Here is a 24,417-nt window from a genome sequence, read left to right on the forward strand (position 1 = left end):
CGGCAGTCCTGGCGATGGATGATGTGCGCCTCGTGGCGCTCAAGCGGCATCAGGTACGGTTTCACCGGGTGAACTCCCGTAAGAGGATGATGAAAGCGGTGACCGTGATCGCGATGAGGATCGTGATGGTCACCAATGCGGAAGCGAAGTGACGGCTGAAGGCGAATGCGGCGGCGATGCCTGCGACCACGGTTGCGACATCAAGCGCGATCCAGGCGAGACGCACGAAGCGGGGGGATGCCGGCGGAAAGTCGTTCACGCGTACGCGCCCGGCGTGGCGCAGGATGAACAGAGATCTACGTTCACCCACTCGCAGACCGCCTGTCCGACCAGCGCGACGTCTTGGACACATGGATCGCGGTCGCTGCACCCGCATATTCGACAGATGCGCGGAAGTTTGAGGTCAGCGCCAAGGGCAGCCCGAACCAGGGTCGCAAGCACGTCGAAGTCGAACCAGTAGACATTACTTAACACTACGATCGTCTCGAAGCTCGCCGGTGCTGCATCGGCTTCGATCAGATCGATCAACTCAGCGCGTGCGTGCTCTGCGAGCCGTGGCGCGGTCGCAATCTTGGCTGCAACGTCTGCGACGGAGAGGCCAGCAGCGCAGCGACGCATCTTGAGATAAGCACCTGGTGTAAGCGGTGGCACGGCGGAACCTCTCAGGCAGCAGAAAGCCGCGCCCGAAATCGCGTGATTGCGACGGGCTCGGCAGAGACGATGGTGGTGTTGGTCAGGTCAGCGCCGGAGGATCAGGGCGGCAGCCTCCCGCGATGCTGGAGCGCGACCTGTACGACCTCGATTACTTGCGCCTGGGCAGCGACCGCTTCTTTCGTTTCCTTCAGCGCGGCCAGAAGGTCTTGATCGGAAGCGTCTGGTTGGCTGGCAGCGAACAGAGCCACGTGAGCTTCGCCGTCTTCCTTCAGCACGTCGCGGGTGGCGTTTCGGATCGCAGCCGCATCTTGGTAAACCTCAGCGCGAGCCTGGGCGAGTTCAGCGCCGACGGCGGCGAACAGGGGGGCCCTGCCGTCAAACCCGATGTGCTCGATGTCGAGCGCAATCATGTCGCGGACGGTGAGCATCTGAGGGCGGTCAGGGTCGCTCGCCTCGCGCAGGTACGAGGGCAAACGTCCGGTTACCTCCGCACAGCGTGCCGGCGTGAGGTCGCCAAGCACCTTCAGCAGCACATCCTCGAATTGTGGGCGCCGCTTGGTCACCGCACTGCCTCAGCGACGATGACACTCATGCGGAAAAGCGGCGCCGATGCGGAAAGACGATCGGCGCCGAGTTTCTTAGGGAGGGACAGCGTCAGCCGGTGGGGCCGACCGGCGCTGTCGATTGGTGGCGGGCAAATCAATTTGGCCGGCCGCAATGCGCTCATTCGCGCGCGCACTCGGCGGGAGTTCCAGCTGGCCCGCCGGCAGCTGAAAGAAGAAAGCGATGCCCCAATCACCGTATTGGCTCCACGCCGCTGGCGACTTGATCCTCAAAGCCTGGCGCTGGGCTGACGCCTTCTCGCGGATAGATATCGGGGCGCAGATCATGACGAGACACGCCGGTCTGAGCCTCGACCTTCAGGACGAACTCAGGAGGCAGTTCGCGCTTCAGCCATTCCCGCACAGTCGACTGCGACTTGCCCAGCAGGCGACCAAACGCGCTTTGCGAACCGGCTTTCCGGACGGCGAGTGCCAGAGGCGATTCGAGATCGTGTTCTAACGACATGCAGCCACCTAACGGCTACGCGTTAAGCGAGTCACGCCATAAACAATTATGCAGCGCTAACGTCGAACCGTTAGATAGACCACGCATGACTTTGGGCATGCGAATCGAGAAAAGACGACGCGAGGTCGGCATATCTCAGGCTGAACTCGCGCGCCGCGTTGGTGTCAGTCAGAGCACCATCAATTCGCTCATCAACAGTGACTCACGCTCAAGTAGGTCACTTCACAAGATCGCTCGCGAGTTGGAGACCACGGCGGCTTTCCTAGCCGGTGAAACTGACGACCCAAGCTGCGACGCGCCTATCACGCGCCAGCTCAGCGCTTCCGCCCGCGAGATGTTGGATTGCTTTGAAATTCTGCCGGGTGAAGAACAACGCGAGGTTCTGCAGATCACCAGAAGGCTGGCGGGTCGACGGGCTCCAAACCAACCCGTCACCCTTCCAAGCACCGCAGCTCTGACAGATGCGATGGCGGCCTTCTTTGAGGCTTCTCCTGGACTAACTGCGGACGAGCTCGCTCATGAGCTCGCCATGAGCTTACCCATAATCCTTCGCGCCGCCGCAGATGAGATAGTCGCGCCTCAGTCGGGTCGGCTCGATACTGATCTCGCGCCGCAAGCAGCGAAGCATGTCGGGCGTCGCGCAGGTCGGACAGGGCCGCGCAACTAACGCTACAAACGCCGCAGCCCTGTTCGCAGGCGGGTGTCGATCGAGATACCGCAAACACCAACCGACTCGACCTCCTGTTCTTTTTTTGTTCCTAACATAAATTTTAGGGTTCGTTGAAGAGCTTGGCGGTCATGCTTCAGAATATCACCGGCGGATGAGGGGTAACGTAGGGGTACGACCGTGAGCACGACGAGCCATAGATGGCGCGAAACCGTCCCTATCTGACGGACGCGGCGGAGCAGTTGTCCGCCGCGTGCTTCGGAAGGCGCATTACTCGTTGATCGGAGCATGGGAGAAGGTCACGCTGCGCAAACGGAAAGCAGTCGGGCCGGTACCGCCCGACTTGCGCTTTGCGGTGCGACAAAGCATTTCACGGTGATGGCATTGAACTCACAGGGCGCGGAAAGCGCGGTATCTACAAACGCTCAAAGCGAGGTTGCGAACGCGCGTGCGATTTCCAAACATCCAGCCTGGGACATCATTACAAAATTGGCCGCCCCAGTAGCTGTAGTTGTCTCTGCAGCTTCTTACCTAACAGGGTACGTCTATAAACTTGTTTTGTTCCGTTCGTTCGGATTTCGTCCAGAATTAATCGAAAGCTCTGTACAAGATACCGTATCTTTTGGTTATGCATATCTCGCTGCTACATCGACATTTATAGTTGTAGCGGTTTTTTTGTTTCTTGTTCTATTGAACTGGGTCAATAGTCGAATGACTGCGAAAAGTTTACCAGTGCATAGTGCTAAACAAAAATTTTTGCGGTTCTTGTTATATTTAAACGCGGTAAATTTCGGACTTTTTCTTATGATTTTAAGCGTTTTATCGGGTGGAATTACTGGGCTTGTAGATGCCAGAGCTTATCGTAACGATCTTAAATCGCATTGTCATAAAGATTGCTTTCATTTTGTCACCAAGCGAGGAAGCTTCAACGGGATCCTGCTTGGCCAGTCAAAAGATATTTCCGTGGCCGTAAGCAAATCGTCCGCATACATCGTGCAGACTTCAGATTTGAAAAGCATTTCGCCGGTTAACCGCCGTCGAGGCTGGCAGTCGATGTTGCTTCAAGACTGACACGTCGTATTATATTTTACCTCTGTCAAAAAAGGAGCGGAAGTGCTCGTTGTAACAGGTTCGCTGTTATGGCGTGCAACCACGCATGCCATTTGCCTTCCCGCTGGCGGGGTAGCACGGGGGTATTTTGATCTAGCTAAGATACGTAGACATCGGGAATTCGATTGCAACGCGGCCGCGCGCCGGAGGGTATCTCCGCCACGTGACCAGCCGAAAATTGTATGTTCACAAATCGGCTTGACGGCCCAACCTCCTTTTGCCGGCGGACATCCCTGAGATGTAACGACCTGCAGCATACGGCTGCTCAGCCCCAGTTCGACAAAAATATGTTGAAGTTGTCTCGTAGGCGCCCGTATGTTGCCGGTGAGGTGGTTATGCTTTTCCGACTAGAGATTGAGAACTTCTATTCAATTCGTGATCGACAGATCATTGATCTGACGGTCGCAGAAAATGTGCCTGAAACCCCCGGGCGGTTCGCGCCGGTTTGGCACGACGCACCTGAGCGTGCGCCGAAAGTAGTGGCGATTTTCGGCCCCAACGCCGCAGGTAAATCGACGGTCTTACGCGCCTTATCATTCATCGCTTGGTTCGTTCGAGATAGTTTTCAGCTTACGCCGATGGCTCGCCTACCTTATGAGCGGTTCAACAGTAATAACGGGGCGGACAGCCCGACACGGCTATCGATTACGCTCGGCGGGCTATCTGATCCCAGTGATGAAGACTCGCCGGCGTGCCGTTATGTTTATTCGCTTGAGATAGGTGGGCCACGCAACGAACCACAACGAGTTTTAGCCGAATCAGTCCATTATTGGCCAACGCCAGCTCGTCGTAAAATCAAGTTGTTCGAACGAGATAGTAGAGGGAAGGTTACTGCTTCCGGTAATTTCGGCCTGCCTGGCTTTCGACAGGCGCTTGACAAAGTTCTCCGCCCTAATGCCAGCGTAATTTCTACATTAGTGCAACTTGGGCATCCGTTCGCGATGGCGTTGTGGGAGGCCGCGAGCATCGTTTCTTCCAATATTCTGATCGAGCGAAGCGACGGGGTCGAGGAAGCGATGGTTCTTCTTTATTCTCAAAACCCGGCGCTGGTGGATGCGCTTAATCGAGAGATTGAGCGCATTGATCTCGGCATTCGCGAAATGCGTCTCGAAAGCGGTCCAACTGGGCCGATTGCGCTCTTCCAGCACGAAGGTCATGATGGTTTGATGCCACTGATTTTGGAAAGCCACGGTACTCGTACGTTTTTGCGGCTCTACCCCCACCTCCTCGGCGCACTCGAAAGGGGCGGTATCGCGATCCTCGACGAACTCGACACAGCCATCCATCCACTGATCCTGCCAGAAATTATTCGCTGGTTTCACGATCCTATTCGCAATCCGCATAACGCTCAGCTTTGGATGACCTGCCATAATGCATCGTTGCTGGAGGAGCTTGTCAAAGAAGAAGTGCTTTTTTGCGCCAAGTCATCGGACGGGAGAACCGAAGTGTATGCGCTTCAAGATATCCAAGCGGTCCGCCGGGGTGACAACTTTTACCGTAAATATCTAGGAGGCAGCTACGGCGCTGTCCCCTATATCGGATGAGCCGCCAACCGCGATCTATCGTCGCACAGCGCAAGCGCCTTTTTGTCGGTTGCGAGGGTGAGAGCGAACAGGGCTACGCTGTCCTGTTGGGCCGCATTGCGGACAGCTTGCGGATCCCTGTGCACCTTGACGCCGTGTTGCTTCAGCCCGGTGGCGGCGATCCCCTCGCGCTGGTGCAATTGGCTATTCAGCGCGCGGGCGAACGATCCGAACGCCACGGTGATTACGAACGATCTTTCATCTTATTGGACGATGACAAGCTTAATATCTCGCCGGATCGTGATGGGCAGATCGCGCCCTTGGCTGCACAGGCCGGCCTTGTGTTAATTTGGCAACACACGTGCCATGAAGCCTTGTTGCTTCGGCACCTAGAAGGTTGCGCGCAGCGACGGCCTGGGAGTACCCCACTTGCGCTCACCGCACTGATCCAAGAATGGCCGGCTTACAGAAAAGGCTTGGCAGCGATGCGGTTAGCGAAGAAGATCGATCACCATGCTCTTTCGCGCGCTGCATTGGTCGAAAATAAATTAGCTGAATTGCTCGTAGCAGCAGGACTGATCTGAGACATTCTTCGTAATTGCTTGCTCGGCCAATTGCCCTTGAGAAGCCGGCTACCGCTTATCCCCCATGTTAGACATTCGTGCAGACTGGCAAATGGAGGGGTATCACAGGGGTATGGCTTTTGCGTTGGGCGCACGACGGCGCTAATAGGCTGACGTTTAATCTGGGGGCGGCTGAGGGGTTCTCCGCCGCATTCGTGTGCATTGCAAAATAATATCAGAAATGCGCTGCTGTTCTTCCGGCGCAGGGCGCGTCCGTACGAAAAGGTTTGGGTAGCTGTCGTGAAGCATCAACCTGCCGCATGACCGCTTCAATGATCGCCCAGTATCGCCTTGGCAAAGGTTAAGGGCGCAGGATATCGGCGAATAGTTCCGCACATCTCCATGAACTCTCGATAAAGTAAGCTATTTGGGTCACCTCCTGACTGGATACATAGACTAAAAGCATTAAATTCTGCAGCTGAAAATAAGCCAAATTCGATCAACCCGTCTAGTTCAGAAGCGCTACGGGATAGAGCGCCCTCGTTGATAATTAAGTCTTTTGTTCGGTCGCCTTCCTCTCGCTCTGCAGTTCTAGAAGACAAATATACCGACTGATCAGAGGCTGGGCACCAAGCATAGCCATAGACAATATGAACAGTAAAAAACTCGAACTCTATCTTTCGAGACATAAGATGCCTCTGTACGTTAGGAGCTGCTCCTGGTGCAGATAGATAAACAGAATATATCAAGGTACAGTTTTTTGGGTTGTAAGTGCCTATAAACTCAACTCGATCGGACTTTTTTGACCTTAAAAGGTATCGCTTGTCGTTCATTCGCGGCGATCTTGAAGTAAACAGCGGCCATAGATTGTCTTCATCACGAGGTTCGTAGTACGAATGTTGTTTTAAATAGCGCCCGTCCGATGTCTTCTGATGTCTTACTATTGTGTTTCCATTGGATTTTGGGCTAACATGAGCCGTGACTCTGTACTCATGCTGGCCAACAAATTTTAACGGATAACTTTTTTCATCGGTTAGAGAGGCTCCTGACGCTAGCATTTCAGGAGCGGGCGCCGGAATAATAATTAGAATTCCGTACTTGGTTTGTAAGATCGATAGCAACTGACTAGCTTGGCCGGGGGTATCAACTCGGACTCTAACCTTCCCAACTGCCATTACTAGATCCTGTCTCGCGCGGACTATCATTCAAATTGGGTCTGATTATCACATCGAACGCCACTTTCCGAGACCACGATTGTGCACTCCTCTTGAAATTACAGCGCAACTTCCCCGCGCAAGCTCAGTGCAGACCCGCCAGGCTTCGGATGCTACGCGGATGAAGCGTGACGTGGCGGCGAACCAAGAAATTTGTTACAATCCTGCCATGCAAGGGGACGCGCCAGCACCGCTACGCAGGGTGGAAGCGCTGGCTTATATCGTTGAGCGGATCTCACGATCCGGGATCGCTCCGTCTTATGGAGAGATCGGGCGCGCAATGCGGCCGGCAGTTCACCGATCGCGCGCCGCTCAGTTTGTCGAGCAGTTGGTCCGCGAAGGCTACCTGGAGCGTTCACCCGCGTCGCGTAGAGGCATCGCCATTCGTGACGTGGTGCGTTGTCGTAGCGCCATAGAACAGGCGCTTGGTTTGCTTGGTTATAAACACGCTCCGCCACTCGGCGTTCTTCAAGTCACCCCCTCTACATTTGGCTATCTCCCGAAGATCCCACCTTTTGAGCATATCCCCGACATAGACTAGCCGGGGGTTCCATGATCGACGTTGCACGCGCGAAGGCTGCACTTGACGCCATTGAAGGCGAGAAGGTGGAGATCACGAAGGAGCAGTACGCGCAGCTGCTCACCGAGGTCGGCCGGGGCAACGCAGCGCGGATTACGCTCACCAACGCCCGCTCGATTATGAGCGCCGGCGCACTGGCGGCGGGCATCGCCTAATGAGCGGCGCCTCGCATCCCGCCGCGATCGACGTCGGCGGTCAGCCGTACCTGCGCGACGCCAAGGGCGCGCTTGTGCCGATCGCCGCCATCAAGCCGGCGGATCTGCTCATGGACGAGCTCGTCCGCCGACTACTTGGTGACGCAGTCGACCTTTCGGAGATGCTCACCACGTTCAAGCGTGAAGTGTTCGAGCAGGTCAGCGCGCATCAAGCGCTAATCGCGCAGGAGTTCGGCGCCAAGATCGGCGGCACCAAGGGCAACATCACGCTGACCACGTTCGATGGAACGCAGCGCGTGCTCGTGCAGGTCGCCGACCAGGTCGAGTTTGGCCCCGAAATCCAGGCGGCGAAGTCGCTCATCGATGAGTGCCTGAGCGAATGGGCAGCGACCGGCGGTGTCGAGCTGCGCGCGCTGGTCAACCGCGTATTCCAGGTCGACCAGCAGGGCACGATCAATCGCGCCGAAGTCTTCATGCTGCTGCGGGTAGCAATCGAGGACGAGCGTTGGCAGCGGGCAATGGAAGCGATCCGCGAAAGCATGCGGGTAATTGGTTCGAAAACCTACGTGCGGTTCCATCGCCGCGACGCCGGCGATGCCGGGTGGCGGGCAGTCACGCTCGACATGGCATCAGCGTGAACCGCTGGGTCATCCTGCGGACAAGCGGCGGTCACACGCTGGCGCTGTCGCGATCGCTTAATAGCGCCGGGCTCGAAGCCTGGACGCCGGAGCGCACGCTGCGCAAATACGTTCGGGCGAACACGCCGTCGGGAAACCGCGCGATCGAAAGCCAGATCCCGATCCTCCCAACCTTCGTGTTCGCCCAAGAGCGCTTCCTGGCGGATCTGATCAACGCCGCCAAAGCGGAGCGCTCGCCTCACCCTGCGTTTTCGGTCTTCATCGTCGACGGCCGCGTCCCGCAAATTCACGAGGCCGAGATCACCGGCTTGCGCGCGGAGGAAACCGAAGCTGCCGCAACCATCAAAGCGATGCATGACGCGGAAAGCCACGCGGCTGCCGAGAAGATCCGCATCGCCGCCATCAAGTCTGCGGCCGCACGCCGGCGTGCCGAGCAGCAGCTCGAGCGCGATCGCCGAGCATCTCTTCGACGCGCGCCGATCGAGCTGAAGGATGGCGCCGAGGTCGAGGTGAGCGACATGCCAGCGCTGGTCGGCATTCGCGGTGTGTTCGAACGGGCAAATGGGCCATACGCTCACGTCCGCTTCGGCAACCGTTCATGGAAAATTGAGGGTTGGCGCGTACTTCCAGCCTCGTTAAACGACAACACAGCTCTCCGGAGCACCGCCGCCTAAGCGGCTTTCGGGAAAGACGAACTGGGGCAACGACCCTTGCGCGCCCGCTACTAACTCCCCGCGACACCGTCGCGGAGGAAGTCGTAAGCATATCCAGCTTCGGAGGTGGCGATGGCCGCACCAACTGCCCCCTCGCAAGGCGTGCGCCTGCGCGACCTGGGCGATTACCTGTTCGTGCTCGCCGAGCGTTACGAGACCTCAGAGCGTGACCTCACGGCGCGCCGAGACGTGCATGACGATCTCGAGCGCACCGCCGGCGAGCTGCGCGCGATCGTTCGCGGCACGGCAGCCAAGGCGATCAATCCGCCGCTCGAGGTCAGCAAGGACGGACGACGCTGCGCCTGGTGACAGTCGCGCTGCCGCTGGCGGTTGCCTTGTCGCTCGCCGCATGCGCCGGGCCTGTCGATCGCTGCGCAGGCACGATCAACCCAGCCGAGTGCCGCGCCTTGCCTCGGGCAACCGCAGACCTGACCGATTACCTGCTCAGCCGCTTGGTCCCTCGATCGAGCGGCAGGTAGCGCATCGATGCCGACCCAGCCTCCTTTGCTTCGCCGTCCTGGCGCGACTGATCGCAAGGCTTGGCAGCGCGCCTCGATCTACGGCGACAAGCGCAAGCGTGGCCGCGCCGGCCAGCGCGATCGCGCCCAGGTGCTTGCCGAGGAGCCGCTTTGTCGTGCCTGCCTCGAACTCGGCCGCACGTCCGCCAGCACGCGCGTCGACCACATCAAGCCACTGAGCGAGGGCGGCAGCGACGAACGGTCCAACAAGCAAGGGCTCTGCATCCCTTGCCACGACGCGAAGAGCGCGGCCGAACGCGTGTCGAACCAGCGCGGTCGCACCGCCGACCGCTGAAACGTCTCACATCGTGGGATGTCACCCCTCAACCCCGGGGGCGGGTCAGATCTCTGGCACCCCTCGGGCCGGACACCGCACGTTAGTCAAATTCTCGCGCGGCCGAATTCAAAACCAAAATGATCCCCGGGAGAATGGCCGATGCCGAGCGGTGGATCGCGGCCAGGCGCTGGCCGAAAGCGCAAGGATCCAGCCCTAGCTTTGACCGGAACCGAGCGTGCGAAGCTGCCGGCGACGCCGGCGAGCTGCATGGTCCCGCCGTTGCACCTGTCCGATCTCGCGCAGCTGCTGTTCCGTGAAACCGCCGCCATCCTCGAGCAGCAGGGCCGCGCCGATATAGCGTTCATTCAGCTCGTCGCGATCCTCGCGCAGCGCCAGGAGCAGATCCAGCGCTGGCAGGCGGTGCTCGAGATGTCGGGCGACACTTGCGAGAGTTCGACGGTGCGAAAAGTCGATGGGCAGCAGGTCGTGACAACGATGCTGCGCGCGCGCCCGGAAGTCGCGATGCTGTCGGACGCCTTGCGGCAGACGCAGTCGCTGCTCGGCGAGCTGGGGCTGACCCCTTCGGCCTTCCTGCGGCTCACCGGCGGCAAGAAAGACGACGGCGCCGGCTCTGACGAATTTGATTTCTGAGGTGGCGGCCATGAAATCAAACCGAGGCGGCAGCAATCGCGGCACTGAGCCGCTTAACACCTAGACGCGGTGGCGAGCGCGCCGAGCGCGCCGGCGCGTGACCATGCGGCGATCGCGCGGCAGTATGCCGGCGATGTCGTTTCGGGCAAGATCCCGGCAGGCAAACAGATCCGCTTGCAGTGCGAGCGGTTCATCACCGAGCTGGTACGCAGCGCCGGCGATGACTTCCCGTTCCGCTTCGACGAGGTGCGCGCCGCGCGGCCGTGCCAGTTCATCGAGCGCTTGCCGCATACCAAGGGGCCGTGGGCGCGCCAAAAGAAGCGCCTGGTGTCCGAACCCTGGCAGATCTGGAACATCTGCGTCGTATTCGGCTGGGTCCACAAAGTCGGGACGCAGAAAGATACGCGCCGGTTTCGCCGTTGGATGCTGGTGGTGCCGCGAAAAAACGGCAAGTCGGCGATCGCCTCGGGCATCGCGCTGTACATGCTGTGCGCCGACAACGAGTTCGGCGCCGAGGTTTACTCGGGCGCGACCAACGAAAAGCAGGCCTGGGAGGTGTTCCGGCCCGCGAAACTGATGGTCCAGAAGCTGAAGCGGCTGAAGGAACGGTACAACATCGAGGTGCTGGCGAAGCAGCTGCTTCGTCCGGACGATGGCTCGCGCATGGAGACCATCATCGGCGATCCCGGCGACGGCCAGTCGCCAAGCTGCTCGATCCACGACGAATATCACGAGCACGCCGACGACGCCCAGGTCGACACGATGATCACCGGCATGGGCGCGCGCGATCAGCCGCTCCAGCTGCTCATCACCACCGCCGGCGAGAACCTGGCCGGCCCATGCTACGCGATGATCCTGGAGCAGCGCGAGCGGCTCGCCGGCATCGGCCACAACGGCGGCCCGCCGATCGACGACGACACATTCTTCGCCGAATATTCGATCGACGAAGAGGACGACTGGAAGTCGGAAGCCGCGCTCCGCAAGGCGAATCCCTGCATCGGCATATCGGTTGGTCTCGACTATTTGCTGGCGCGGCAGCGCGACGCTATTTCGACGCCGCGAAAGCGCGGCATCTTCAAGACCAAGCACCTCAACCTATGGGTCGCCGCAAAGTCGGCCTATTTCGACATCGAAGCCTGGCGCCGGTGCGCGACGGACACGATCCCGGTGCGGTTCGCCGACGCGATCGCGCAATTTCGCGGCCGGCGCGCGATCCTCAGCCTCGATCTTGCCTCCAAGGTCGATATCGCCGCGCTCGAGGTGCTGATCCTGCCGGAAGGCGACCGCCCGACCAAAGCCGACCCGTACATTCGGCTCGGCCGCTACTTTCTGCCTACCAAGGCGGTCGAGGACGTCAGCGCGTACCAGGGCTGGGATGCGCAGGGCCTGCTCGACGTCAGCGAGGGCAACATCACCGACTATGAGGAGATCGAGATCGCGATCGGCCTCATCCGCGAGATCCTCGACGTCGAGCACGTCGCCTATGATCCCGCCCAGGCGACCATGCTGGTGACCCGGCTGATGAAATCAGGCGCGCCAGTGATCGAGGTGCGGCCGACTGTCGTCAACTTCTCCGATCCCATGAAGGAGCTCGACGCCTGGACCAAGGCCGAGCTGATCCGTCACGCCGGCTGCCCGGTGATGGAATGGGAAATGAGCAACGTCGTCGCCCAGCTGGACGCCAAGGACAACGTCTACCCGCGCAAACCGCGTGTCGAGGCCAAGATCGACAATCCCGTCGCGCTGATCGCGGCGATCGGCGTGGCGCTCTCCGAGCAGCCGGCCGCGAAATCCTTCTGGGAGGATGCATGAGCAAGCTCTACAATCTGGCGCTCGAGGCGGCCGGCGTCGTCGGCGTCGGCATCGTCGTTTACGGCGTCGCCCAGCTGAGCTTCGCGGCCGCGACGATCCTGACCGGCCTCGTCATCGTCGGCGCCGTCGTGATGCTGGTGCGCCAGCGCTGATGCGCGGCTTGTTCGGCGCGCTTGCCGCCCCTTCGCGCAAAAGCGCCGATGCGCAGACGCTCGACTGGCTGCCGGGCTTCCTGCTCGATGCCGCCAGCAAGACCGGCATCAGCATCAACTGGTCGACCGCGCTTCAGGTGACGGCGATGCTGGCGTGCTGCCGGGTGGTTGGCGAGGATATCGCGGTGTCGCGGTGCAGCCTGATGCGGCCGCGCAGTGGCGGCGGCTTCGACGTTGCCAGCGATCATGATCTCCACCAGCTGCTCTACCTCGAGCCGAGCGAGGGTCTAACCGCATTCTCGCTGTGGGAGACGATCGTCTTCCACGTCATGCTCTGCGGCAACGCCTACGTGTTCATCAACCGCGTCGGCGACTCCGGCCGGATACACGAGCTGCTCGTGCTCGAGCCGGCCAAGGTTCAGGTGACGCGGCTGCCCGATCGCACGCTGCGCTACGACGTCGCCGGCGAAGATGGCGGCTTCCGCACCGTACCCAACAACCTGATCTGGCACATTCGCGGGCCGAGCTGGAACGGCTGGATGGGCATGGAGACCGTCCGCCTGGTGCGCGAGGCACTCGGCCTGAGCCTGGCGCTCGAGGGCAGCCATGCCGAGCTCCACAGCGGCGGCACCAAGCAGAGCGGCGTTTACGCGATCGACGGCGAGCTTACGGCCAAGCAGCACGAGCAGATGGTGACATGGCTGAAGCGCTACGCCGCAGCCGGCGATCTCTCCGGCGCGCCGATGGTGCTCGATCGCGGCGCCAAGTGGTTCAACCAGCAGATGTCGGGCGTCGACACCGAGCATCTGGCCACCCGCAACTACCAGGTCCAGGAAGTTTGTCGCGGCGTCCGCGTCATGCCGATCATGGTCGGCCTCGCCGACAAGGTCGCGACCTATTCCAGCTCCGAGCAGATGTTCCTGGCGCACCGGCAATACACGCTGATGCCCTGGGCCGGCCGCCTCGAACAATCCGGTGAGGTTTCGCTGCTCACCCCGGCTGACAAGCGCCAGGGCCTACAGCTTCGCTTCGATCTCGACGTCTCGATGCGCGGCGATTTCAAAAGCCGACAGGAAGGTCGTCAGATCCAGCGCCGCAACGGCGTCATCAACGCCAACGACTGGCGCGCAGGCGAGAACCTTAACCCGCGCAGCGACCCCGGCGGCGATCAGTACATCGTCGAGGCGAACATGGCGATCCAGGACGGCCGCGACCTGCCTGTGCCGGCCGCCAAGCCTACGACACCGCCCAAGGAGCAGTAAATGGACCGCCTTTCCTGCGATCTCGAGTTCAAATTTGACGATGAGACCGGCAAAATCGACGGCTATGGCTCGGTTTTCAACCTGATCGATCGCGGCGGCGACATCGTTTTGCCGGGCGCGTTCAAGGCGTCGCTGCGCGCAAAGGGCTCGGCCGGTGTGCCGATGCTGTGGAATCACGACGCTTCGGCGCCGATCGGCGTCTGGGACGAGTATTCCGAGGACGAAAAGGGCCTGAAACTGAGCGGCCAGCTCGTGCTCGAGGTGCCCCAGGCGGCAGCGGTGCGCGCGCTGATCAAGGCCAAGGCCATTCGCGGCCTCTCGATCGGCTACCGTACACAGGATTACGCGATCGACCGCGCGACGGGTGCCCGCAGCCTCAAGAAGGTCGATCTCTGGGAGGTGAGCGTCGTCACCTTCCCGATGCTTCCCGAAGCGCAGATCACCGGCGTCAAAGGCGCGTTCGATCCGCGCGAGCTCGAGCGCGTGCTGCGCTCCGAATGCAATCTTTCGAGTGCCGAAGCCGTGAAGGCCGTGGCGATCGTCAAGAAACACCTCCGTGATGGTGGTGACCCGCTCGAACAGGCCGCCCGCGACGGGACGAAAGACCTGCTCATGTCCCTGCGGAAAGCGTCGACCGCGCTTTCCTGATCAGAAAGTCACCATCATGTTCATCGGAAATATGGGCGCGCTCCTCGCCGGCGCGTCGCCGCTCCCGCTCGGCCGCGCCCCGGAGCGTAAGGAAGATGTTCCCCTCAACACCGAGGTGAAACAGGCTGTCGAGATGCTCGGCAAGACGTTCGAGGAGTTCAAGACCAAGAATGACGAGCGGCTGAAGCAGGCGGAGAAGAAGGGCGAAGACGCCGTCACCAAGGACGAGGTCGAGAAGCTCAACAAGGGTATCGACGATCTCAAGGCCGAGCTGAAGAAGCAGCTCGATGGTCTGGAAGCGAAGGCCAACCGCCTGCAGCTCGAAGGCACAGGCGATAGCGCGGCCGAGCAGAAGGCAGCCGCCGCATTCGGCGATCTCGTCGGCAAGAGCGGCTATACGGCGGCCGAGCTGAAGGACTATCGCGCCGATCTCGGCAACTATCTGCGCCGCAACGAGGTCAAGGCCACCACCATGATGGTCGGCGCCGATCCCGCCGGCGGCTTCTGGGTTTCGCCCGACAATACCGGCCGCATGGTCAAGAAGCTTTACGAGACCACGCCGATGCGCCAGCTGGCGAACGTCGTGTCGATCGGCACCGATCGCCTCGAAGGCCCGATCGACAACGGTGAAGGCGATGCCGCCTGGGTCGGCGAAACGGACGCGCGTCCGCAGACCGATATGAGCCAGCTCGGCATGTGGGCGATCGACGTCAACTAGCTTTACGCGTACCCGATGGTGACGCAGAAGCTGCTCGAAGACGCCAAGATCGACATCGAGGCGTGGATCTCGGACAAGTCGGTGATGAAGTTCGGCCGCAAGGAGAACACCGCGTTCGTCAACGGCGACGGCAACAAGAAGCCGAAGGGCTTCCTGGCGTATAGCTCCACGCTGGATGATGATGCCGCGCGCAAATGGGGCGTGTTGCAGTACATCCTCAGCGGCAAGGCGGATGGCCTGGCCACGGCGGATGCCTTCATCGACATGATCTTCTCGCTGAAGGCGGGTTACCGCCAAGGTGCGGGCTTCATGAGCGCGCGCAAGTCGCTCGGCACCGTCCGCAAGCTGAAAGACGGCCAGGGCAACTACCTGGTCGACCTCCGCCTGAGCGGCGGCGCGCTGGTCGAGTCGATCTTCGGCTATGGCGTGACCGATGGCGAAGATATGCCCCAGATCGCGGCGGGCAGCACGCCGTTCGCGTTCGGCAACTTCGCCGAGGCCTACACGATCGTCGATCGCCTCGGTGTCTCGGTGATCCGCGACAACATCACGCGCCCGGGCTTCGTGAAATACCACATGCGCAAGCGCGTCGGTGGCGGCGTGGTCAACTTCGAGGCGCTGAAGCTCCTCAAGATCGGCACCGCAGCCTAAATTACGGCCCCCGGCGGCTCCACTGGAGCCGCCGGCTCTTTCGCACGTCGACCCGGGCGCGCGTGAGAGCCGGCGTTGGCGTCGGACCCACCAGCAAAAAGGACGTCCCATGACCCCCAATCGCGACGCCGCGACCGGGCTTTTCCCGGTCGAGGCCCTCACTCCCGCCGTTCTCAGCGCGACGCAGTCGTCGGCCGTGCTCGATATGATCGATTTTCAGTCGGCGACGGTGCTGCTACACATCGGCGTTGGCGGCATCGCCTTCAGCACCGCCAACAAGATCGAAGTGTCGCTGACGGTCGGCGATCTCGCCGATGGCAGCGACGCGGTGCCGGTGACCGACCTCGATGTCGTCAAGGATGGCCTCGCGCCCTTGGCGATCACCAGTGGCATCGTCCGCTCGATCGTCGCGCCGAAGGCTGCCGCTGATATCCAGCGGATCGGCTATATCGGCGGCAAGCGCTACCTGAAGGTGACCGTGACGTTCAGCGGCGCGCACGCGACCGGCACGCCGATCGCTGCCTCGATCGCCAAGATGCGCGCGACGCTGAAGGGCGTCGCCTAAGTCATGACCGAACCCGTCTCGCTCGACGACATCAAGGTGCATCTTCGCCTCGGTGCGGGCGAGACGGGCGAGGACGACGCGGATCCGACCGCGCCGGTTGACGCGAGCGAGGATGACTACCTTCAGGCGCTGATCGTAGCCGCGCGCCGCGCCTGTGAGCTACGAATCGGCTGCGCGATCGTCACCGCAGAGGCTTCGCTGACGCTCGATCGCTTCCCGGCCAGCCCACACCGTCATGACGGTGTCGCCAGGGACGCTACCATTTTCCTGCCGGCCGGGACGGTGACAGCGGTCGAGCAGATTGCCTATCGCGCGACCGACGGCACCGAGCAGCTGCTCGATGTGGCTGAATATGTCGCGGATCTCACGCGCTCACCCGCTCGCATCGGCCCGATCGGTGCTTGGCCGACAACGGCACGTACGCCAGGCGCCGTGATCGTGCGCTACACGCTTGCGCCGCTAACGGATGACGATCTTCAGATCGTGTGCCATGCGATCCGCCTGCTCGTCGGCAACTGGTACGCCAATCGCGAAGGTGCGGTGGTCGACACGCGCGGCACGCCGGCGGAGCTGCCGCTGGCGGTGAAGTGGCTGCTTGAGCCGCTCCGCCTGGTGGCGACGCCATGAGCCTGCGCGCCGGCCGCCTACGGCACCGCATCACCATCCAGAAGCAGAACCTGGTCAGCAACGGCCGGGGCGGCTTCAAGCCGGCGGATGGTCGAGACCCCTGGCGCTCGATCGCCTTAAGCGTACCGGCCAAGGTATTGGCGCTTCGCGGCGACGAAGCAGTCAAGCACCTGGTCGAGCGTGCGGTCCAGCTCTGGCGTGTGACGATCCGGCCACGCCCCGATGTCACCCCTACGCACCGGCTGGTGTGGAAGGGCATCACCATGAACGTTAAGTCGGTCACGCTGAGCATCGCCGGCGACGAGCTGGTGATGACCTGCGCGAGCGGAGAGAATGGCCGATGAGCTCGAAGGTCAAAGGCCGCAAACAGTTCGCGCGCGTCGTCAAAGCGATGCCCGACGAGGCCCGCGCCGACCTTGTGAGTGCCTTCGGCCGCGTCGGGCGACGTGCCCAGGCGGCGATGCAGGCGCGCGCCAAGTTCAAGACTGGCGCGCTACGCCAGGGCGTGAAGTACAAGGTGCTGCCCAAGACGCTGCGCCTCCAGGTCGGCCTGCTCGGGACCAAGCGCGGCCGATCCAAGCTCTTCTATGGTTTCGTCCTCGACAAAGGCCGCAAGGCACAGACCGTGACGATCGCGCGCGGCCCGCGCCGTGGCGCGTCCATGAAGGTGCGGGCGCTCCAGGGCGATCGCTTCGTCTCCGGCGAGTACCCGGATCTGCGCGACGCCACCATGCGCGAGGTGAAGCCGCTGTTCAGCCGCATCCTGGCACGCATTGGCACTGGCGGCAGCGATGACTAGCGCGACCGAGGCTTGTGATCTGCTTGCCTATGAGCAGCTGAGCGAGAACATCACCGATGCGGCCGTCTACCAGGACGTGCCCGACACCGCGCCGCTACCGATGGTCATCATCGGCGACATGGAAAGCGTGCCCTTCGCCGGCGCCAACGATCCCGACCGCCGCATCACGCTGACGCTGGTGGTGCTGACCGAAGGCGACGAGCGCGCGCCGTGCTCGGCTTTGCAGGGGCAGATCGAGACGATCATGGCTGGCCGGTCCTACACGGTCGACAACTGGAACCTGCACGTCTCGCTCGACAGCAGCGATGCGGCCCTGTCCGAAGATGGCTCCGGCTACGTCGGCACCACAATCCTGACGATCCTCGCCTTCAGCGAGGACTGAACGTCACCCCTTCAGTCAACCTCCGCCCCGCTTCGCCAGCGGGGCTTTTTCGCATGGGAGAAGCACAATGGCGAAGAAGCTTGGTAACGATTACCTGCTGTGGATCGAAAGCGCCACGCCGGGCACCTACAACCTGGTCAAGGGGCAGCAATCGGTCTCGATCAGCCGCGACGCCGGCTCGATCGACACCACGACCAAGGACGAGGCCGGCTACGGCACCTCGGCACCGGGTTTAAAGTCGCTCAAGATCTCGCTCGACATCATCCCGAACCTGCCCGACGCGACCGGCTACACGCTGCTTGAGTCGCAGTGCAATGCAGCGCCGGCGGTCGCCTTCAACATCCAGATCCGCAAGGGCGGCGCGGCCGGCGCGACGGCCGATGCCGTGTTCCAGGGCCTGGTCTACGGAAACCTCAGCTCGACCGAGTTTGGCCAGAACGACGCGGTCAAAGCAAAGGCCGAGTTCACGGCCGCTGCCGCGCCCGTCAAGGACGTGCTGGGCTAAGTCATGGATGACGCCAACGCGCTGCGCGGTGAGGTCGTCCTAGTACTGGAGGGGCAGAGCTTCGTGCTCCGTCCCTCCTACACCGCGATCATCGCGATGGAGCAGAAGACCGGCCTGCCGCTCATCAACATCGCGCAGCTGGCTGAGCAGGCAGCGCTGACCCTCGAGGCGCAGGCGATCGTCGTCACCGAGCTGGTGCGCGCCTGGGGCCGTGAGGCGGTAGCAGACGAATATGCATCGGCGGGTGAAAAGGCGACGCTGACCGCCGCCAAGCACGCCAATGTCGACTCGATCGGCGCGCTGCTGTTCGACGTCGGCGGGATGGCGGTGCAGCCGCGCATCGCGATCGTCCTCGGCCGCGCCCTTACTGGCGGGTGCCTGCCCTCGGGGGAACCGAAGGCGACGGGGATGATGACGACCGGGATCCCCGTCGCCGACTAGCCGGCATCGCCACGGTCGCTCTCGGGTGGTCGCCGGCACATTTTTGGTCATCCACGCCGCACGAATTCTGGGCCGCTTTCGAGGTCTGGAAGGCGATGAACAAGCAACCCGACGAGGAGTAAGCGATGGCCGGGACACCCGACGTCAAGCAGCTGCTCCTCCAGGTCGATGCCTCGGTCGAGCTGCTGCGCCGCAACCTCAACGCCGGCCAGGCGCGTGTCGATCAGTTCGCGACCGACACGCAGCGCCGGCTCGACGCGACCGATCGCCGTTTCGGCGAGCTGGGGCAGCCACTCGGCAACCTCAACACGTCGATTGCGTCGGCGCGCAAAGAGATTGCCACGATCGGCACGTCGGTCAGCCAGGCCGAGGCCAATGTGCGGCGCTCGTCGGAGGGCATCAAGTCGGCGCTGCTAGCCTCGGCATCCGGCATCGCGGCCGCATTCTCCGTCGACCACATCAAGGACTATGCGGACGGCTACACGCGGTTCACCAACCAGCTAAAGGTCGCTGGCCTGGAAGGCTCGGCGCTCGGCAAGACGCAGAACCAGCTGTTCGACATCGCCCAGCGTTACGGCGTACAGCTCGAGACGGTCGGCACGCTCTACAGCCGCGCGTCTCAGGCGGGCAATACGCTCGGCGCGACGCAGTCGCAGCTCATCAAATTTACCAACGGCGTCGGCGCCGCGCTGAAGGTCCAGGGCGGCTCCGCTGAGGAAGCGCAAGGCGCGCTGCTTCAGCTCGGCCAGCTGCTCGGCTCGGGCACGGTCCACGCCGAAGAGTTCAACAGCGTCAACGAGGGCGCGCGGCCGATCCTCCAGGCGGTCGCGAACGGCATCGATAAGTACAAGGGCTCGGTTGCCGCTTTGCGCGCCGACGTCGTGAAGGGCTCGGTCACCTCCAAGGACTTTTTCGACGGCTTCCTGAAGGGTTCGGCGCAGCTCGAGCAGCAGGCCAGCAAGGCGAACCTGACGATCGGCGCATCCTTCGTCGTGCTCAATAACGCGCTCGGCAAGTATATCGGCGAGACCGATGCCAGCTTGAGCGCAACCGAGCGCGTCTCGCTCGGCATCACCACGCTCGCCAACAACCTCGGCATCGTCCTCCCGGCGCTGACGACGATCGCGGTCGGCTTCGGCACCGTGAAAGCTGCAGGGCTCGCGTTCGGCGCTGTCTCGACGATTGTCGCAACGGTTGCGGATGCCGATCGCGCGCTGGCAGCACAGGTGCTGAGCGGCAACGCCGCGTTCGTCAGCCGTACCCAGCTCGCCGCCAAGTCGGCGCAGCTGGCGGCGGCCAGCGCAGCCGAGGAGGTCGCCTCGATCGAAGCGACGATCGCCGCACGCCAGGCCGAACAGGTGGAGCTCGCCGAGCAAATCGCAGCCGAGCGCGCCCTGGTAGCGGAACGTAGAGCGGCGGCGCAGGCGGCTGCGGTCTCCCTCACGCAAGGTGGCCTCGATCAACGCAACCCCGCACTCGCTGCTCAGGTGCGCGCCAATAACGACGCGACTTTTGCGACGCAGCGTCTGACGGCCGCGCGCGAGCGCCTGGCGATCGTCGATGGCGAGCTCGCGGTCGCCGAGGGTGCGCTTGGCGGTGCCCAGGAGCGGTCGGCGTTGGCAACCGGCGTGGCGGAGGCTGCAACGGCTCGCGCGACCATCGCATCACGCGCCGGTGCCGCTGCAACGCGCCTCCTCGCCGGCGGCTTGACGTTGATCGGTGGCTCGGTCGCCGGCGGAGCGGCCGTGCTCGCGATCGGCGCGCTGGTCGGGGCCTTCCTACTCTATCGCAATGCGGCAACTGCTGCCGATGAGCGCAACAAGGCGACTGCCGCCTCCATGACGGCAACGGCTGAGGCAAGCCGCAATCTCAACACCAACCTCGCTGTGCTTGCCGCAACTGGCAAATCGGCTGCTTCTGGAATCGCGCAGGCCGGTAATTCCGCCTCGGGCGCAACCGGTCAGATGCTGTCCTTCGCCGGCGCAGTCGGTCAAGCGGCACAGAAGCTCTACGAATTAGCGAAGGCGCGCCAACACGAGCAGATCTTGCGGTTCGCAACGGAATCGGTTGACGCCGAGAAGCGCGCGAACGAGGCGCAGGCTCGGATCAACGCCCGCCGGCCAAGTATCTTCCAGGATGCCATTCGAGGTGGTGGACCGCTTTCAGCGGCTGACCAGAAAGCCAATGCCGACGACGCGCGAATCGTCGCCGAAAATCGCGCCATTCAGCAGCGGAACTACCAGGCAGCGTTCGAATCCAAGGCCAAGCCTTTAGAAGGGCGGATCACCGAGAACGACAAAACCGGTGGCTTCGACGTCAATGGTGAGCTCGCCCAGGTCACCCGCGATCTGGTCGTCGCCCGCAAGCGCGGGATCAAGTCGCAGGTCGACGAGCTCCAGGCGCAGGCGTTCGAGCTGACGCAGTATAAGAAGTACCGTGGCAAGGGCGGCCCGAACGACCTGTCGCCGACCGCCGCCAAGGCAGCGGCCGCAGCCGATGCCGCCAAGTTCCGCGACGCGGCTGCCGGCGCGCAGGGCGACCGTGACGCCAAGGCCGGCCGCACCGCCGCCAATAAGGCTTCCCGGGATGCCGCGAAGCAAGCGCGTCAGCAGGAAGCGGCGGCAAAGGATGCTGCCGCCGACGACAAGGCGTTCACCGCAGCCGAACGCCAGGCCGACAACGAGATCGCGTCGGCCAAGGCCGATCTGACCAACTCGGCGGTCGAGCGCGCCAACATCGAAAAGGCACGGATCGAGGACGAGCGGCAGAACCGCAATGCCGAGATCGCCGACCAAGCCAAGCAGGGCCGCTTTGGTGACGGCGACGTCGCCAAGAAGCGCACGGCCGAATTGCAGCGCCTCAACGACGAGCGCGCCCAGCTCGAGGCGCAGGTCGTCGACGCGCGGGAAAAGCAGCGTGCGGCGGACGAAAGCCTGCAGATCGCTTCGGCCGGCCGTTCCAACGAGGCCGAGCTGCTGTCAAAGCAAGAGGCGCTGGTCACAACCGCCGCCCAGCGTCGCGACCTCGAGCAGCGGATCCTCAACATCCAGTATGACGAGGAAAAGGCCAAGCTCGAGGGTGTGATCGCGTCGCGCGACACCAGCGAGACCGAGAAGAAGATCGCCGCGCAGCGCCTCGAGGCGCTCGGCAAGCTACGCGATGCCGACCAGGCCAACCTCGATCAGAAGAACGCCGGCCCGATCGCGCAGTATCGCCAGCATCTGAAGCAGGCGACCGACGACACCAACGAGGCACTTCAGGGCGTAGCGGTCGATGGCCTCGAGAACCTCGAAAGCGGCCTCACCGGCCTGATCAGCGGCACCGAGAGCGTGGCGTCCGCCTTTAAAAAGATGCCCTCGGCGATCATCGCCGACCTGGCGCGGATCGCGATCGAGAAGCTGATCGTCTCGGCGATCGGCGGCGGCAGCTTCCTCGGGCTGAAGCTCGCCGGCGGCGGCAAGGTCGAGGGCAAGGCCACCGGCGGCCGGATTTCTGGCCCGGGCAGCGGTACCTCGGACAGCATCCTCGCGATGGTCGACGGCAAGAAGCCGTTGATGGTGTCCAACGGCGAGTCGATCGTGACCGCCCAGGCCACGCGCGAGCATTGGCCGCTGATCGATGCCATGAACAAGGGCCGGCTGCCCAAGTTCGCGATCGGCGGCATCGTCGGCACGCCGCGCCTGTCGAGCATGGCCGCGCCGTCGATCGGCAACATCACCGGCACCAGCTCGCGCGTCCAGCGACTTGCGGTCGACCTGCACGCCAAGATCGAGGCGGCGGCGGACTTCAACGTCAGCATGCAGAGCGTTGCCGCGCGCACCGTCGGTGCCGCTGCCGGCCCGATCATCATGGGCGCGAAAGCCGAAACGGTTCGCTCGCTCAAGCGGCCGTCGCTGCCGGGGGGCTTTAGCTGATGCTGATCGCTTTTCCGGCCTCGCCGGTACCGCAGAAGATCAAGTGGGACATCGAGCAGCCCGGCCAGGCGAACCGCGGCGAATTCACTGGCAAGCGGCGGATGACGCTACTCGCCGCGGCGGCCCGCATGCATGCCACGGTGACGATGCCCCCGATCCTCGGCGAGGACCGCGCGCTCGACTGGCGCGCGTTCATCTTTGACTGCGACGGCATCGCCAATCGCTTTCCGCTGATCGCCTGCGAGCGCGACCAGTGCGGCGAGACCGGCGTCGTCGTCGACGGCGCGGCGCAGTTCGGCCACAGCATCGCCACGCGCGGCTGGAGCTCGCCCGGGCTGAAGCTGCGGCGCGGCAACTTCATCACAATCGGCGAGCAGCTGCTCAGCGTGCAGGCGGCGGTCGTTGCTGACGCGAACGGCAAGGCGACCATCAGCATCAAGCCGTACATCCGCGTGCAGCCGAACGACGGTGACCCAATCGAGGTGCGCCGGCCCTACGCCGTCATGGTGATGACCGATCCGAAAGCCGGCTGGGAAGCGGGCATCGGCCAGAACTATGCAATCAGCTTCGAGTGCGAGGAGGCGTTCTAGTGGACAGCCGTCCCGACACCAACGCCAACGCCGCGCTGGCGGCCGATGTCCGCCGCCCGGTGACCTTCTGCCTGCTCGATCTTGCCACCGGCCCGATCCGCGTGACCAACGCGCCCTACAGCTTCTCGTTTGCCGGTACCGGCGACGAGGATCTCGACGGCTTCACCTTCCAGGCGGTGGATCCGCGCGTCGTCTCGGTCGGCCCGGTCAAGGCGCAGGAAGGCGGCACCGACACGCTGGTGCTGACGCTGTCCGGTCTCGCCGGCGTCGATGACGAGCTGATGACCGAGCTCGGCGACCGCGCCAATTATTCCGGCCGCGACTGCCGCTTGTGGCGCGCCATGCTCGATCCGCAGCAGCTGACCCGCGTCGGCGCGATCTGGTCCTATTTCACCGGCTATATGTCGGTGCCGAAGATCGTCGGCGATCGCACCAGCCAGACGATCCAGCTCAGCGTCGAGACGTATCTCGCCTTCTTCGGCCAGGCGTCGAACCGCACCTATCTCGACCAGCTTAGCTACGACGCCGGCGACCGCTCGGCTGAGCTCGCGATCGCAGTCGCAAACGGCGCAAACCGCCGCACCTGAGGATCGCCCATGTACCGCAAGCCCGACTGGGATGCGCGGCTTGCCGCGTATCTCGATCCTCTTCGCGCGCGGCCCTTCGCCTGGGGCACGCACGACTGCTGCATCTTCACCGCCGGCGCGGTCGAGGCGATGACCGGCGTTGATCCGATGCCCGAGTTTCGCGGGCGCTATTCTACCGCGATCGGCTCGGTGCGCGCGCTCACCCGCTTCGGCAAGGGCACGCTCGCGGCAACGCTCGATGCGAAGTTCGAGAGCGTCTCGGCCGCGCTGGCGCATCGCGGCGATATCGTCATGTCGGATGGAGCGCTTGGGATCTGCTGCGGCTCGGCGCTGATTGCGGTCGGCCTCGAGGGCGAGCGCGAGGGCCTGGTCAAGATCGAGCGTCGGCGCTGGTGCAATGCCCGCGCCTGGCACGTCCGGTTCGGCTTCTAGG

The 24,417-nt window shown here is 62.8% G+C and carries 31 protein-coding genes and 1 pseudogene; 27 read left to right on the forward strand and 5 right to left on the reverse strand.

The features are described from left to right. Nucleotides 1-61 precede the first annotated feature (61 nt). From L8F97_RS09635 to L8F97_RS09650, 4 genes are all read right to left on the reverse strand, one after another. Nucleotides 62-259 (reverse strand): hypothetical protein, encoded by a 198-nt coding sequence (locus tag L8F97_RS09635; protein ID WP_242148881.1) that lies wholly within the window; start codon nucleotides 257-259, stop codon nucleotides 62-64. Further along, a complete protein-coding gene (locus L8F97_RS09640) occupies nucleotides 256-528 on the reverse strand; it encodes a hypothetical protein (RefSeq protein ID WP_242148884.1) in 273 nt (90 codons plus the stop codon). Before L8F97_RS09640 ends, L8F97_RS09635 begins: the two co-directional genes overlap by 4 nt. Before the next feature lie 224 nt (nucleotides 529-752). Further along, a complete protein-coding gene (locus tag L8F97_RS09645; protein WP_242148885.1) occupies nucleotides 753-1,217 on the reverse strand; it encodes a hypothetical protein in 465 nt (154 codons plus the stop codon). 232 nt (nucleotides 1,218-1,449) lie between these two features. Next, nucleotides 1,450-1,722, reverse strand: coding sequence for a transcriptional regulator (locus tag L8F97_RS09650; RefSeq protein WP_242148887.1), 273 nt, complete (start codon nucleotides 1,720-1,722; stop codon nucleotides 1,450-1,452). Nucleotides 1,723-1,807: 85 nt separating this feature from the next. On the opposite strand from L8F97_RS09650, the gene L8F97_RS09655 reads away from it, so the two are divergent. From L8F97_RS09655 to L8F97_RS09670, 4 genes are all read left to right on the forward strand, one after another. Next, nucleotides 1,808-2,389 carry a helix-turn-helix domain-containing protein gene (locus L8F97_RS09655; protein WP_242148889.1) on the forward strand — a complete coding sequence of 194 codons (582 nt, stop codon included), beginning with the start codon at nucleotides 1,808-1,810 and terminating at the stop codon, nucleotides 2,387-2,389. Nucleotides 2,390-2,677: 288 nt separating this feature from the next. Beyond that, the gene (locus L8F97_RS09660; protein WP_242148891.1) at nucleotides 2,678-3,460 is read left to right on the forward strand and encodes a hypothetical protein; all 783 of its coding nucleotides are present in this window, start codon (nucleotides 2,678-2,680) and stop codon (nucleotides 3,458-3,460) included. A gap of 374 nt (nucleotides 3,461-3,834) precedes the next feature. Then, nucleotides 3,835-5,043: an AAA family ATPase gene (locus L8F97_RS09665; protein WP_242148893.1), complete on the forward strand. Its 1,209-nt coding sequence runs from the start codon at nucleotides 3,835-3,837 to the stop codon at nucleotides 5,041-5,043. Next, nucleotides 5,040-5,606 (forward strand): hypothetical protein, encoded by a 567-nt coding sequence (locus L8F97_RS09670; RefSeq protein ID WP_242148894.1) that lies wholly within the window; start codon nucleotides 5,040-5,042, stop codon nucleotides 5,604-5,606. The genes L8F97_RS09665 and L8F97_RS09670 overlap by 4 nt, the downstream gene beginning before the upstream one ends. 308 nt (nucleotides 5,607-5,914) lie before the next feature. Here L8F97_RS09670 and L8F97_RS09675 read toward each other — a convergent pair whose 3' ends face one another. Further along, nucleotides 5,915-6,760 (reverse strand): hypothetical protein, encoded by an 846-nt coding sequence (locus L8F97_RS09675; protein ID WP_242148896.1) that lies wholly within the window; start codon nucleotides 6,758-6,760, stop codon nucleotides 5,915-5,917. 160 nt (nucleotides 6,761-6,920) lie between these two features. Here L8F97_RS09675 and L8F97_RS09680 point away from each other — a divergent pair, with 160 nt between their 5' ends. The 23 genes and pseudogenes from L8F97_RS09680 to L8F97_RS09785 all read left to right on the forward strand — a co-directional run bounded on the left by L8F97_RS09680 (nucleotide 6,921) and on the right by L8F97_RS09785 (nucleotide 24,416). Beyond that, the gene (locus L8F97_RS09680) at nucleotides 6,921-7,340 is read left to right on the forward strand and encodes a hypothetical protein (protein WP_242148898.1); all 420 of its coding nucleotides are present in this window, start codon (nucleotides 6,921-6,923) and stop codon (nucleotides 7,338-7,340) included. Nucleotides 7,341-7,351: 11 nt separating this feature from the next. Further along, nucleotides 7,352-7,534: a hypothetical protein gene (locus tag L8F97_RS09685; protein WP_242148899.1), complete on the forward strand. Its 183-nt coding sequence runs from the start codon at nucleotides 7,352-7,354 to the stop codon at nucleotides 7,532-7,534. Then, a complete protein-coding gene (locus L8F97_RS09690; protein ID WP_242148901.1) occupies nucleotides 7,534-8,172 on the forward strand; it encodes a DUF3164 family protein in 639 nt (212 codons plus the stop codon). Before L8F97_RS09685 ends, L8F97_RS09690 begins: the two co-directional genes overlap by 1 nt. A gap of 785 nt (nucleotides 8,173-8,957) precedes the next feature. Next, entirely contained in the window at nucleotides 8,958-9,194 is a 237-nt protein-coding gene (locus tag L8F97_RS09695; RefSeq protein WP_242148903.1) for a hypothetical protein, read from the forward strand. 177 nt (nucleotides 9,195-9,371) lie between these two features. Beyond that, nucleotides 9,372-9,698 (forward strand): HNH endonuclease, encoded by a 327-nt coding sequence (locus L8F97_RS09700; protein ID WP_242148905.1) that lies wholly within the window; start codon nucleotides 9,372-9,374, stop codon nucleotides 9,696-9,698. A gap of 261 nt (nucleotides 9,699-9,959) precedes the next feature. Then, a complete protein-coding gene (locus tag L8F97_RS09705; protein WP_242148906.1) occupies nucleotides 9,960-10,331 on the forward strand; it encodes a P27 family phage terminase small subunit in 372 nt (123 codons plus the stop codon). Nucleotides 10,332-10,400: 69 nt separating this feature from the next. After that, nucleotides 10,401-12,143 carry a terminase large subunit gene (locus L8F97_RS09710; RefSeq protein WP_242148908.1) on the forward strand — a complete coding sequence of 581 codons (1,743 nt, stop codon included), beginning with the start codon at nucleotides 10,401-10,403 and terminating at the stop codon, nucleotides 12,141-12,143. Beyond that, nucleotides 12,140-12,295, forward strand: a complete 156-nt coding sequence (locus tag L8F97_RS09715) for a hypothetical protein (protein WP_242148910.1) — start codon at nucleotides 12,140-12,142, stop codon at nucleotides 12,293-12,295. Before L8F97_RS09710 ends, L8F97_RS09715 begins: the two co-directional genes overlap by 4 nt. Next, entirely contained in the window at nucleotides 12,295-13,557 is a 1,263-nt protein-coding gene (locus L8F97_RS09720) for a phage portal protein (protein ID WP_242148911.1), read from the forward strand. Before L8F97_RS09715 ends, L8F97_RS09720 begins: the two co-directional genes overlap by 1 nt. Beyond that, nucleotides 13,558-14,205 carry an HK97 family phage prohead protease gene (locus L8F97_RS09725; RefSeq protein WP_242148913.1) on the forward strand — a complete coding sequence of 216 codons (648 nt, stop codon included), beginning with the start codon at nucleotides 13,558-13,560 and terminating at the stop codon, nucleotides 14,203-14,205. It abuts the gene before it with no gap. 31 nt (nucleotides 14,206-14,236) lie between these two features. Continuing rightward, nucleotides 14,237-15,574, forward strand: a pseudogene (locus L8F97_RS09730) (phage major capsid protein). Nucleotides 15,575-15,683: 109 nt separating this feature from the next. Beyond that, nucleotides 15,684-16,139, forward strand: coding sequence for a hypothetical protein (locus L8F97_RS09735; RefSeq protein WP_242148915.1), 456 nt, complete (start codon nucleotides 15,684-15,686; stop codon nucleotides 16,137-16,139). A gap of 3 nt (nucleotides 16,140-16,142) precedes the next feature. Beyond that, nucleotides 16,143-16,766 carry a hypothetical protein gene (locus tag L8F97_RS09740; protein WP_242148917.1) on the forward strand — a complete coding sequence of 208 codons (624 nt, stop codon included), beginning with the start codon at nucleotides 16,143-16,145 and terminating at the stop codon, nucleotides 16,764-16,766. Continuing rightward, nucleotides 16,763-17,110, forward strand: coding sequence for a head-tail adaptor protein (locus tag L8F97_RS09745; protein WP_242148919.1), 348 nt, complete (start codon nucleotides 16,763-16,765; stop codon nucleotides 17,108-17,110). The genes L8F97_RS09740 and L8F97_RS09745 overlap by 4 nt, the downstream gene beginning before the upstream one ends. Beyond that, on the forward strand, nucleotides 17,107-17,565 hold the full coding sequence (locus L8F97_RS09750; RefSeq protein WP_242148921.1) for a hypothetical protein: 459 nt from the start codon (nucleotides 17,107-17,109) through the stop codon (nucleotides 17,563-17,565). The genes L8F97_RS09745 and L8F97_RS09750 overlap by 4 nt, the downstream gene beginning before the upstream one ends. Then, nucleotides 17,558-17,947 (forward strand): DUF3168 domain-containing protein, encoded by a 390-nt coding sequence (locus L8F97_RS09755; protein WP_242148923.1) that lies wholly within the window; start codon nucleotides 17,558-17,560, stop codon nucleotides 17,945-17,947. The genes L8F97_RS09750 and L8F97_RS09755 overlap by 8 nt, the downstream gene beginning before the upstream one ends. A 67-nt stretch (nucleotides 17,948-18,014) precedes the next feature. Continuing rightward, nucleotides 18,015-18,452, forward strand: coding sequence for a phage tail tube protein (locus L8F97_RS09760; protein ID WP_242148924.1), 438 nt, complete (start codon nucleotides 18,015-18,017; stop codon nucleotides 18,450-18,452). Between the two features lie 3 nt (nucleotides 18,453-18,455). Then, the gene (locus L8F97_RS09765) at nucleotides 18,456-18,893 is read left to right on the forward strand and encodes a hypothetical protein (protein ID WP_242148925.1); all 438 of its coding nucleotides are present in this window, start codon (nucleotides 18,456-18,458) and stop codon (nucleotides 18,891-18,893) included. Beyond that, nucleotides 18,827-19,015, forward strand: coding sequence for a phage tail assembly chaperone (locus L8F97_RS22960; protein WP_409929028.1), 189 nt, complete (start codon nucleotides 18,827-18,829; stop codon nucleotides 19,013-19,015). The genes L8F97_RS09765 and L8F97_RS22960 overlap by 67 nt, the downstream gene beginning before the upstream one ends. A gap of 3 nt (nucleotides 19,016-19,018) precedes the next feature. Further along, nucleotides 19,019-22,807: a tape measure protein gene (locus tag L8F97_RS09770; protein ID WP_242148927.1), complete on the forward strand. Its 3,789-nt coding sequence runs from the start codon at nucleotides 19,019-19,021 to the stop codon at nucleotides 22,805-22,807. After that, nucleotides 22,807-23,397 carry a hypothetical protein gene (locus tag L8F97_RS09775; protein ID WP_242148929.1) on the forward strand — a complete coding sequence of 197 codons (591 nt, stop codon included), beginning with the start codon at nucleotides 22,807-22,809 and terminating at the stop codon, nucleotides 23,395-23,397. The genes L8F97_RS09770 and L8F97_RS09775 overlap by 1 nt, the downstream gene beginning before the upstream one ends. Beyond that, complete coding sequence (locus L8F97_RS09780) at nucleotides 23,397-23,984, forward strand: hypothetical protein (protein WP_242148931.1); 588 nt, start codon at nucleotides 23,397-23,399, stop codon at nucleotides 23,982-23,984. The genes L8F97_RS09775 and L8F97_RS09780 overlap by 1 nt, the downstream gene beginning before the upstream one ends. Before the next feature lie 9 nt (nucleotides 23,985-23,993). Next, a complete protein-coding gene (locus L8F97_RS09785; RefSeq protein WP_242148932.1) occupies nucleotides 23,994-24,416 on the forward strand; it encodes a DUF6950 family protein in 423 nt (140 codons plus the stop codon). Nucleotide 24,417 lies beyond the last annotated feature (1 nt).

Source organism: Sphingomonas sp. BAUL-RG-20F-R05-02 (assembly GCF_022662305.1).
GTDB lineage: Bacteria > Pseudomonadota > Alphaproteobacteria > Sphingomonadales > Sphingomonadaceae > Sphingomonas.

Bases quoted from the DNA above. Each gene is read 5' to 3' on its own strand.
- L8F97_RS09650 (WP_242148887.1), bottom strand. From the start codon at position 1,722: ATGTCGTTAGAACACGATCTCGAATCGCCTCTGGCACTCGCCGTCCGG.
- L8F97_RS09655 (WP_242148889.1), top strand. From the start codon at position 1,808: ATGACTTTGGGCATGCGAATCGAGAAAAGACGACGCGAGGTCGGCATA.
- L8F97_RS09660 (WP_242148891.1), top strand. From the start codon at position 2,678: ATGGGAGAAGGTCACGCTGCGCAAACGGAAAGCAGTCGGGCCGGTACC.
- L8F97_RS09665 (WP_242148893.1), top strand. From the start codon at position 3,835: ATGCTTTTCCGACTAGAGATTGAGAACTTCTATTCAATTCGTGATCGA.
- L8F97_RS09670 (WP_242148894.1), top strand. From the start codon at position 5,040: ATGAGCCGCCAACCGCGATCTATCGTCGCACAGCGCAAGCGCCTTTTT.
- L8F97_RS09675 (WP_242148896.1), bottom strand. From the start codon at position 6,760: ATGGCAGTTGGGAAGGTTAGAGTCCGAGTTGATACCCCCGGCCAAGCT.
- L8F97_RS09680 (WP_242148898.1), top strand. From the start codon at position 6,921: ATGAAGCGTGACGTGGCGGCGAACCAAGAAATTTGTTACAATCCTGCC.
- L8F97_RS09685 (WP_242148899.1), top strand. From the start codon at position 7,352: ATGATCGACGTTGCACGCGCGAAGGCTGCACTTGACGCCATTGAAGGC.
- L8F97_RS09690 (WP_242148901.1), top strand. From the start codon at position 7,534: ATGAGCGGCGCCTCGCATCCCGCCGCGATCGACGTCGGCGGTCAGCCG.
- L8F97_RS09695 (WP_242148903.1), top strand. From the start codon at position 8,958: ATGGCCGCACCAACTGCCCCCTCGCAAGGCGTGCGCCTGCGCGACCTG.
- L8F97_RS09700 (WP_242148905.1), top strand. From the start codon at position 9,372: ATGCCGACCCAGCCTCCTTTGCTTCGCCGTCCTGGCGCGACTGATCGC.
- L8F97_RS09715 (WP_242148910.1), top strand. From the start codon at position 12,140: ATGAGCAAGCTCTACAATCTGGCGCTCGAGGCGGCCGGCGTCGTCGGC.
- L8F97_RS09720 (WP_242148911.1), top strand. From the start codon at position 12,295: ATGCGCGGCTTGTTCGGCGCGCTTGCCGCCCCTTCGCGCAAAAGCGCC.
- L8F97_RS09725 (WP_242148913.1), top strand. From the start codon at position 13,558: ATGGACCGCCTTTCCTGCGATCTCGAGTTCAAATTTGACGATGAGACC.
- L8F97_RS09735 (WP_242148915.1), top strand. From the start codon at position 15,684: ATGACCCCCAATCGCGACGCCGCGACCGGGCTTTTCCCGGTCGAGGCC.
- L8F97_RS09740 (WP_242148917.1), top strand. From the start codon at position 16,143: ATGACCGAACCCGTCTCGCTCGACGACATCAAGGTGCATCTTCGCCTC.
- L8F97_RS09745 (WP_242148919.1), top strand. From the start codon at position 16,763: ATGAGCCTGCGCGCCGGCCGCCTACGGCACCGCATCACCATCCAGAAG.
- L8F97_RS09750 (WP_242148921.1), top strand. From the start codon at position 17,107: ATGAGCTCGAAGGTCAAAGGCCGCAAACAGTTCGCGCGCGTCGTCAAA.
- L8F97_RS09755 (WP_242148923.1), top strand. From the start codon at position 17,558: ATGACTAGCGCGACCGAGGCTTGTGATCTGCTTGCCTATGAGCAGCTG.
- L8F97_RS09760 (WP_242148924.1), top strand. From the start codon at position 18,015: ATGGCGAAGAAGCTTGGTAACGATTACCTGCTGTGGATCGAAAGCGCC.
- L8F97_RS09765 (WP_242148925.1), top strand. From the start codon at position 18,456: ATGGATGACGCCAACGCGCTGCGCGGTGAGGTCGTCCTAGTACTGGAG.
- L8F97_RS09770 (WP_242148927.1), top strand. From the start codon at position 19,019: ATGGCCGGGACACCCGACGTCAAGCAGCTGCTCCTCCAGGTCGATGCC.
- L8F97_RS09775 (WP_242148929.1), top strand. From the start codon at position 22,807: ATGCTGATCGCTTTTCCGGCCTCGCCGGTACCGCAGAAGATCAAGTGG.
- L8F97_RS09785 (WP_242148932.1), top strand. From the start codon at position 23,994: ATGTACCGCAAGCCCGACTGGGATGCGCGGCTTGCCGCGTATCTCGAT.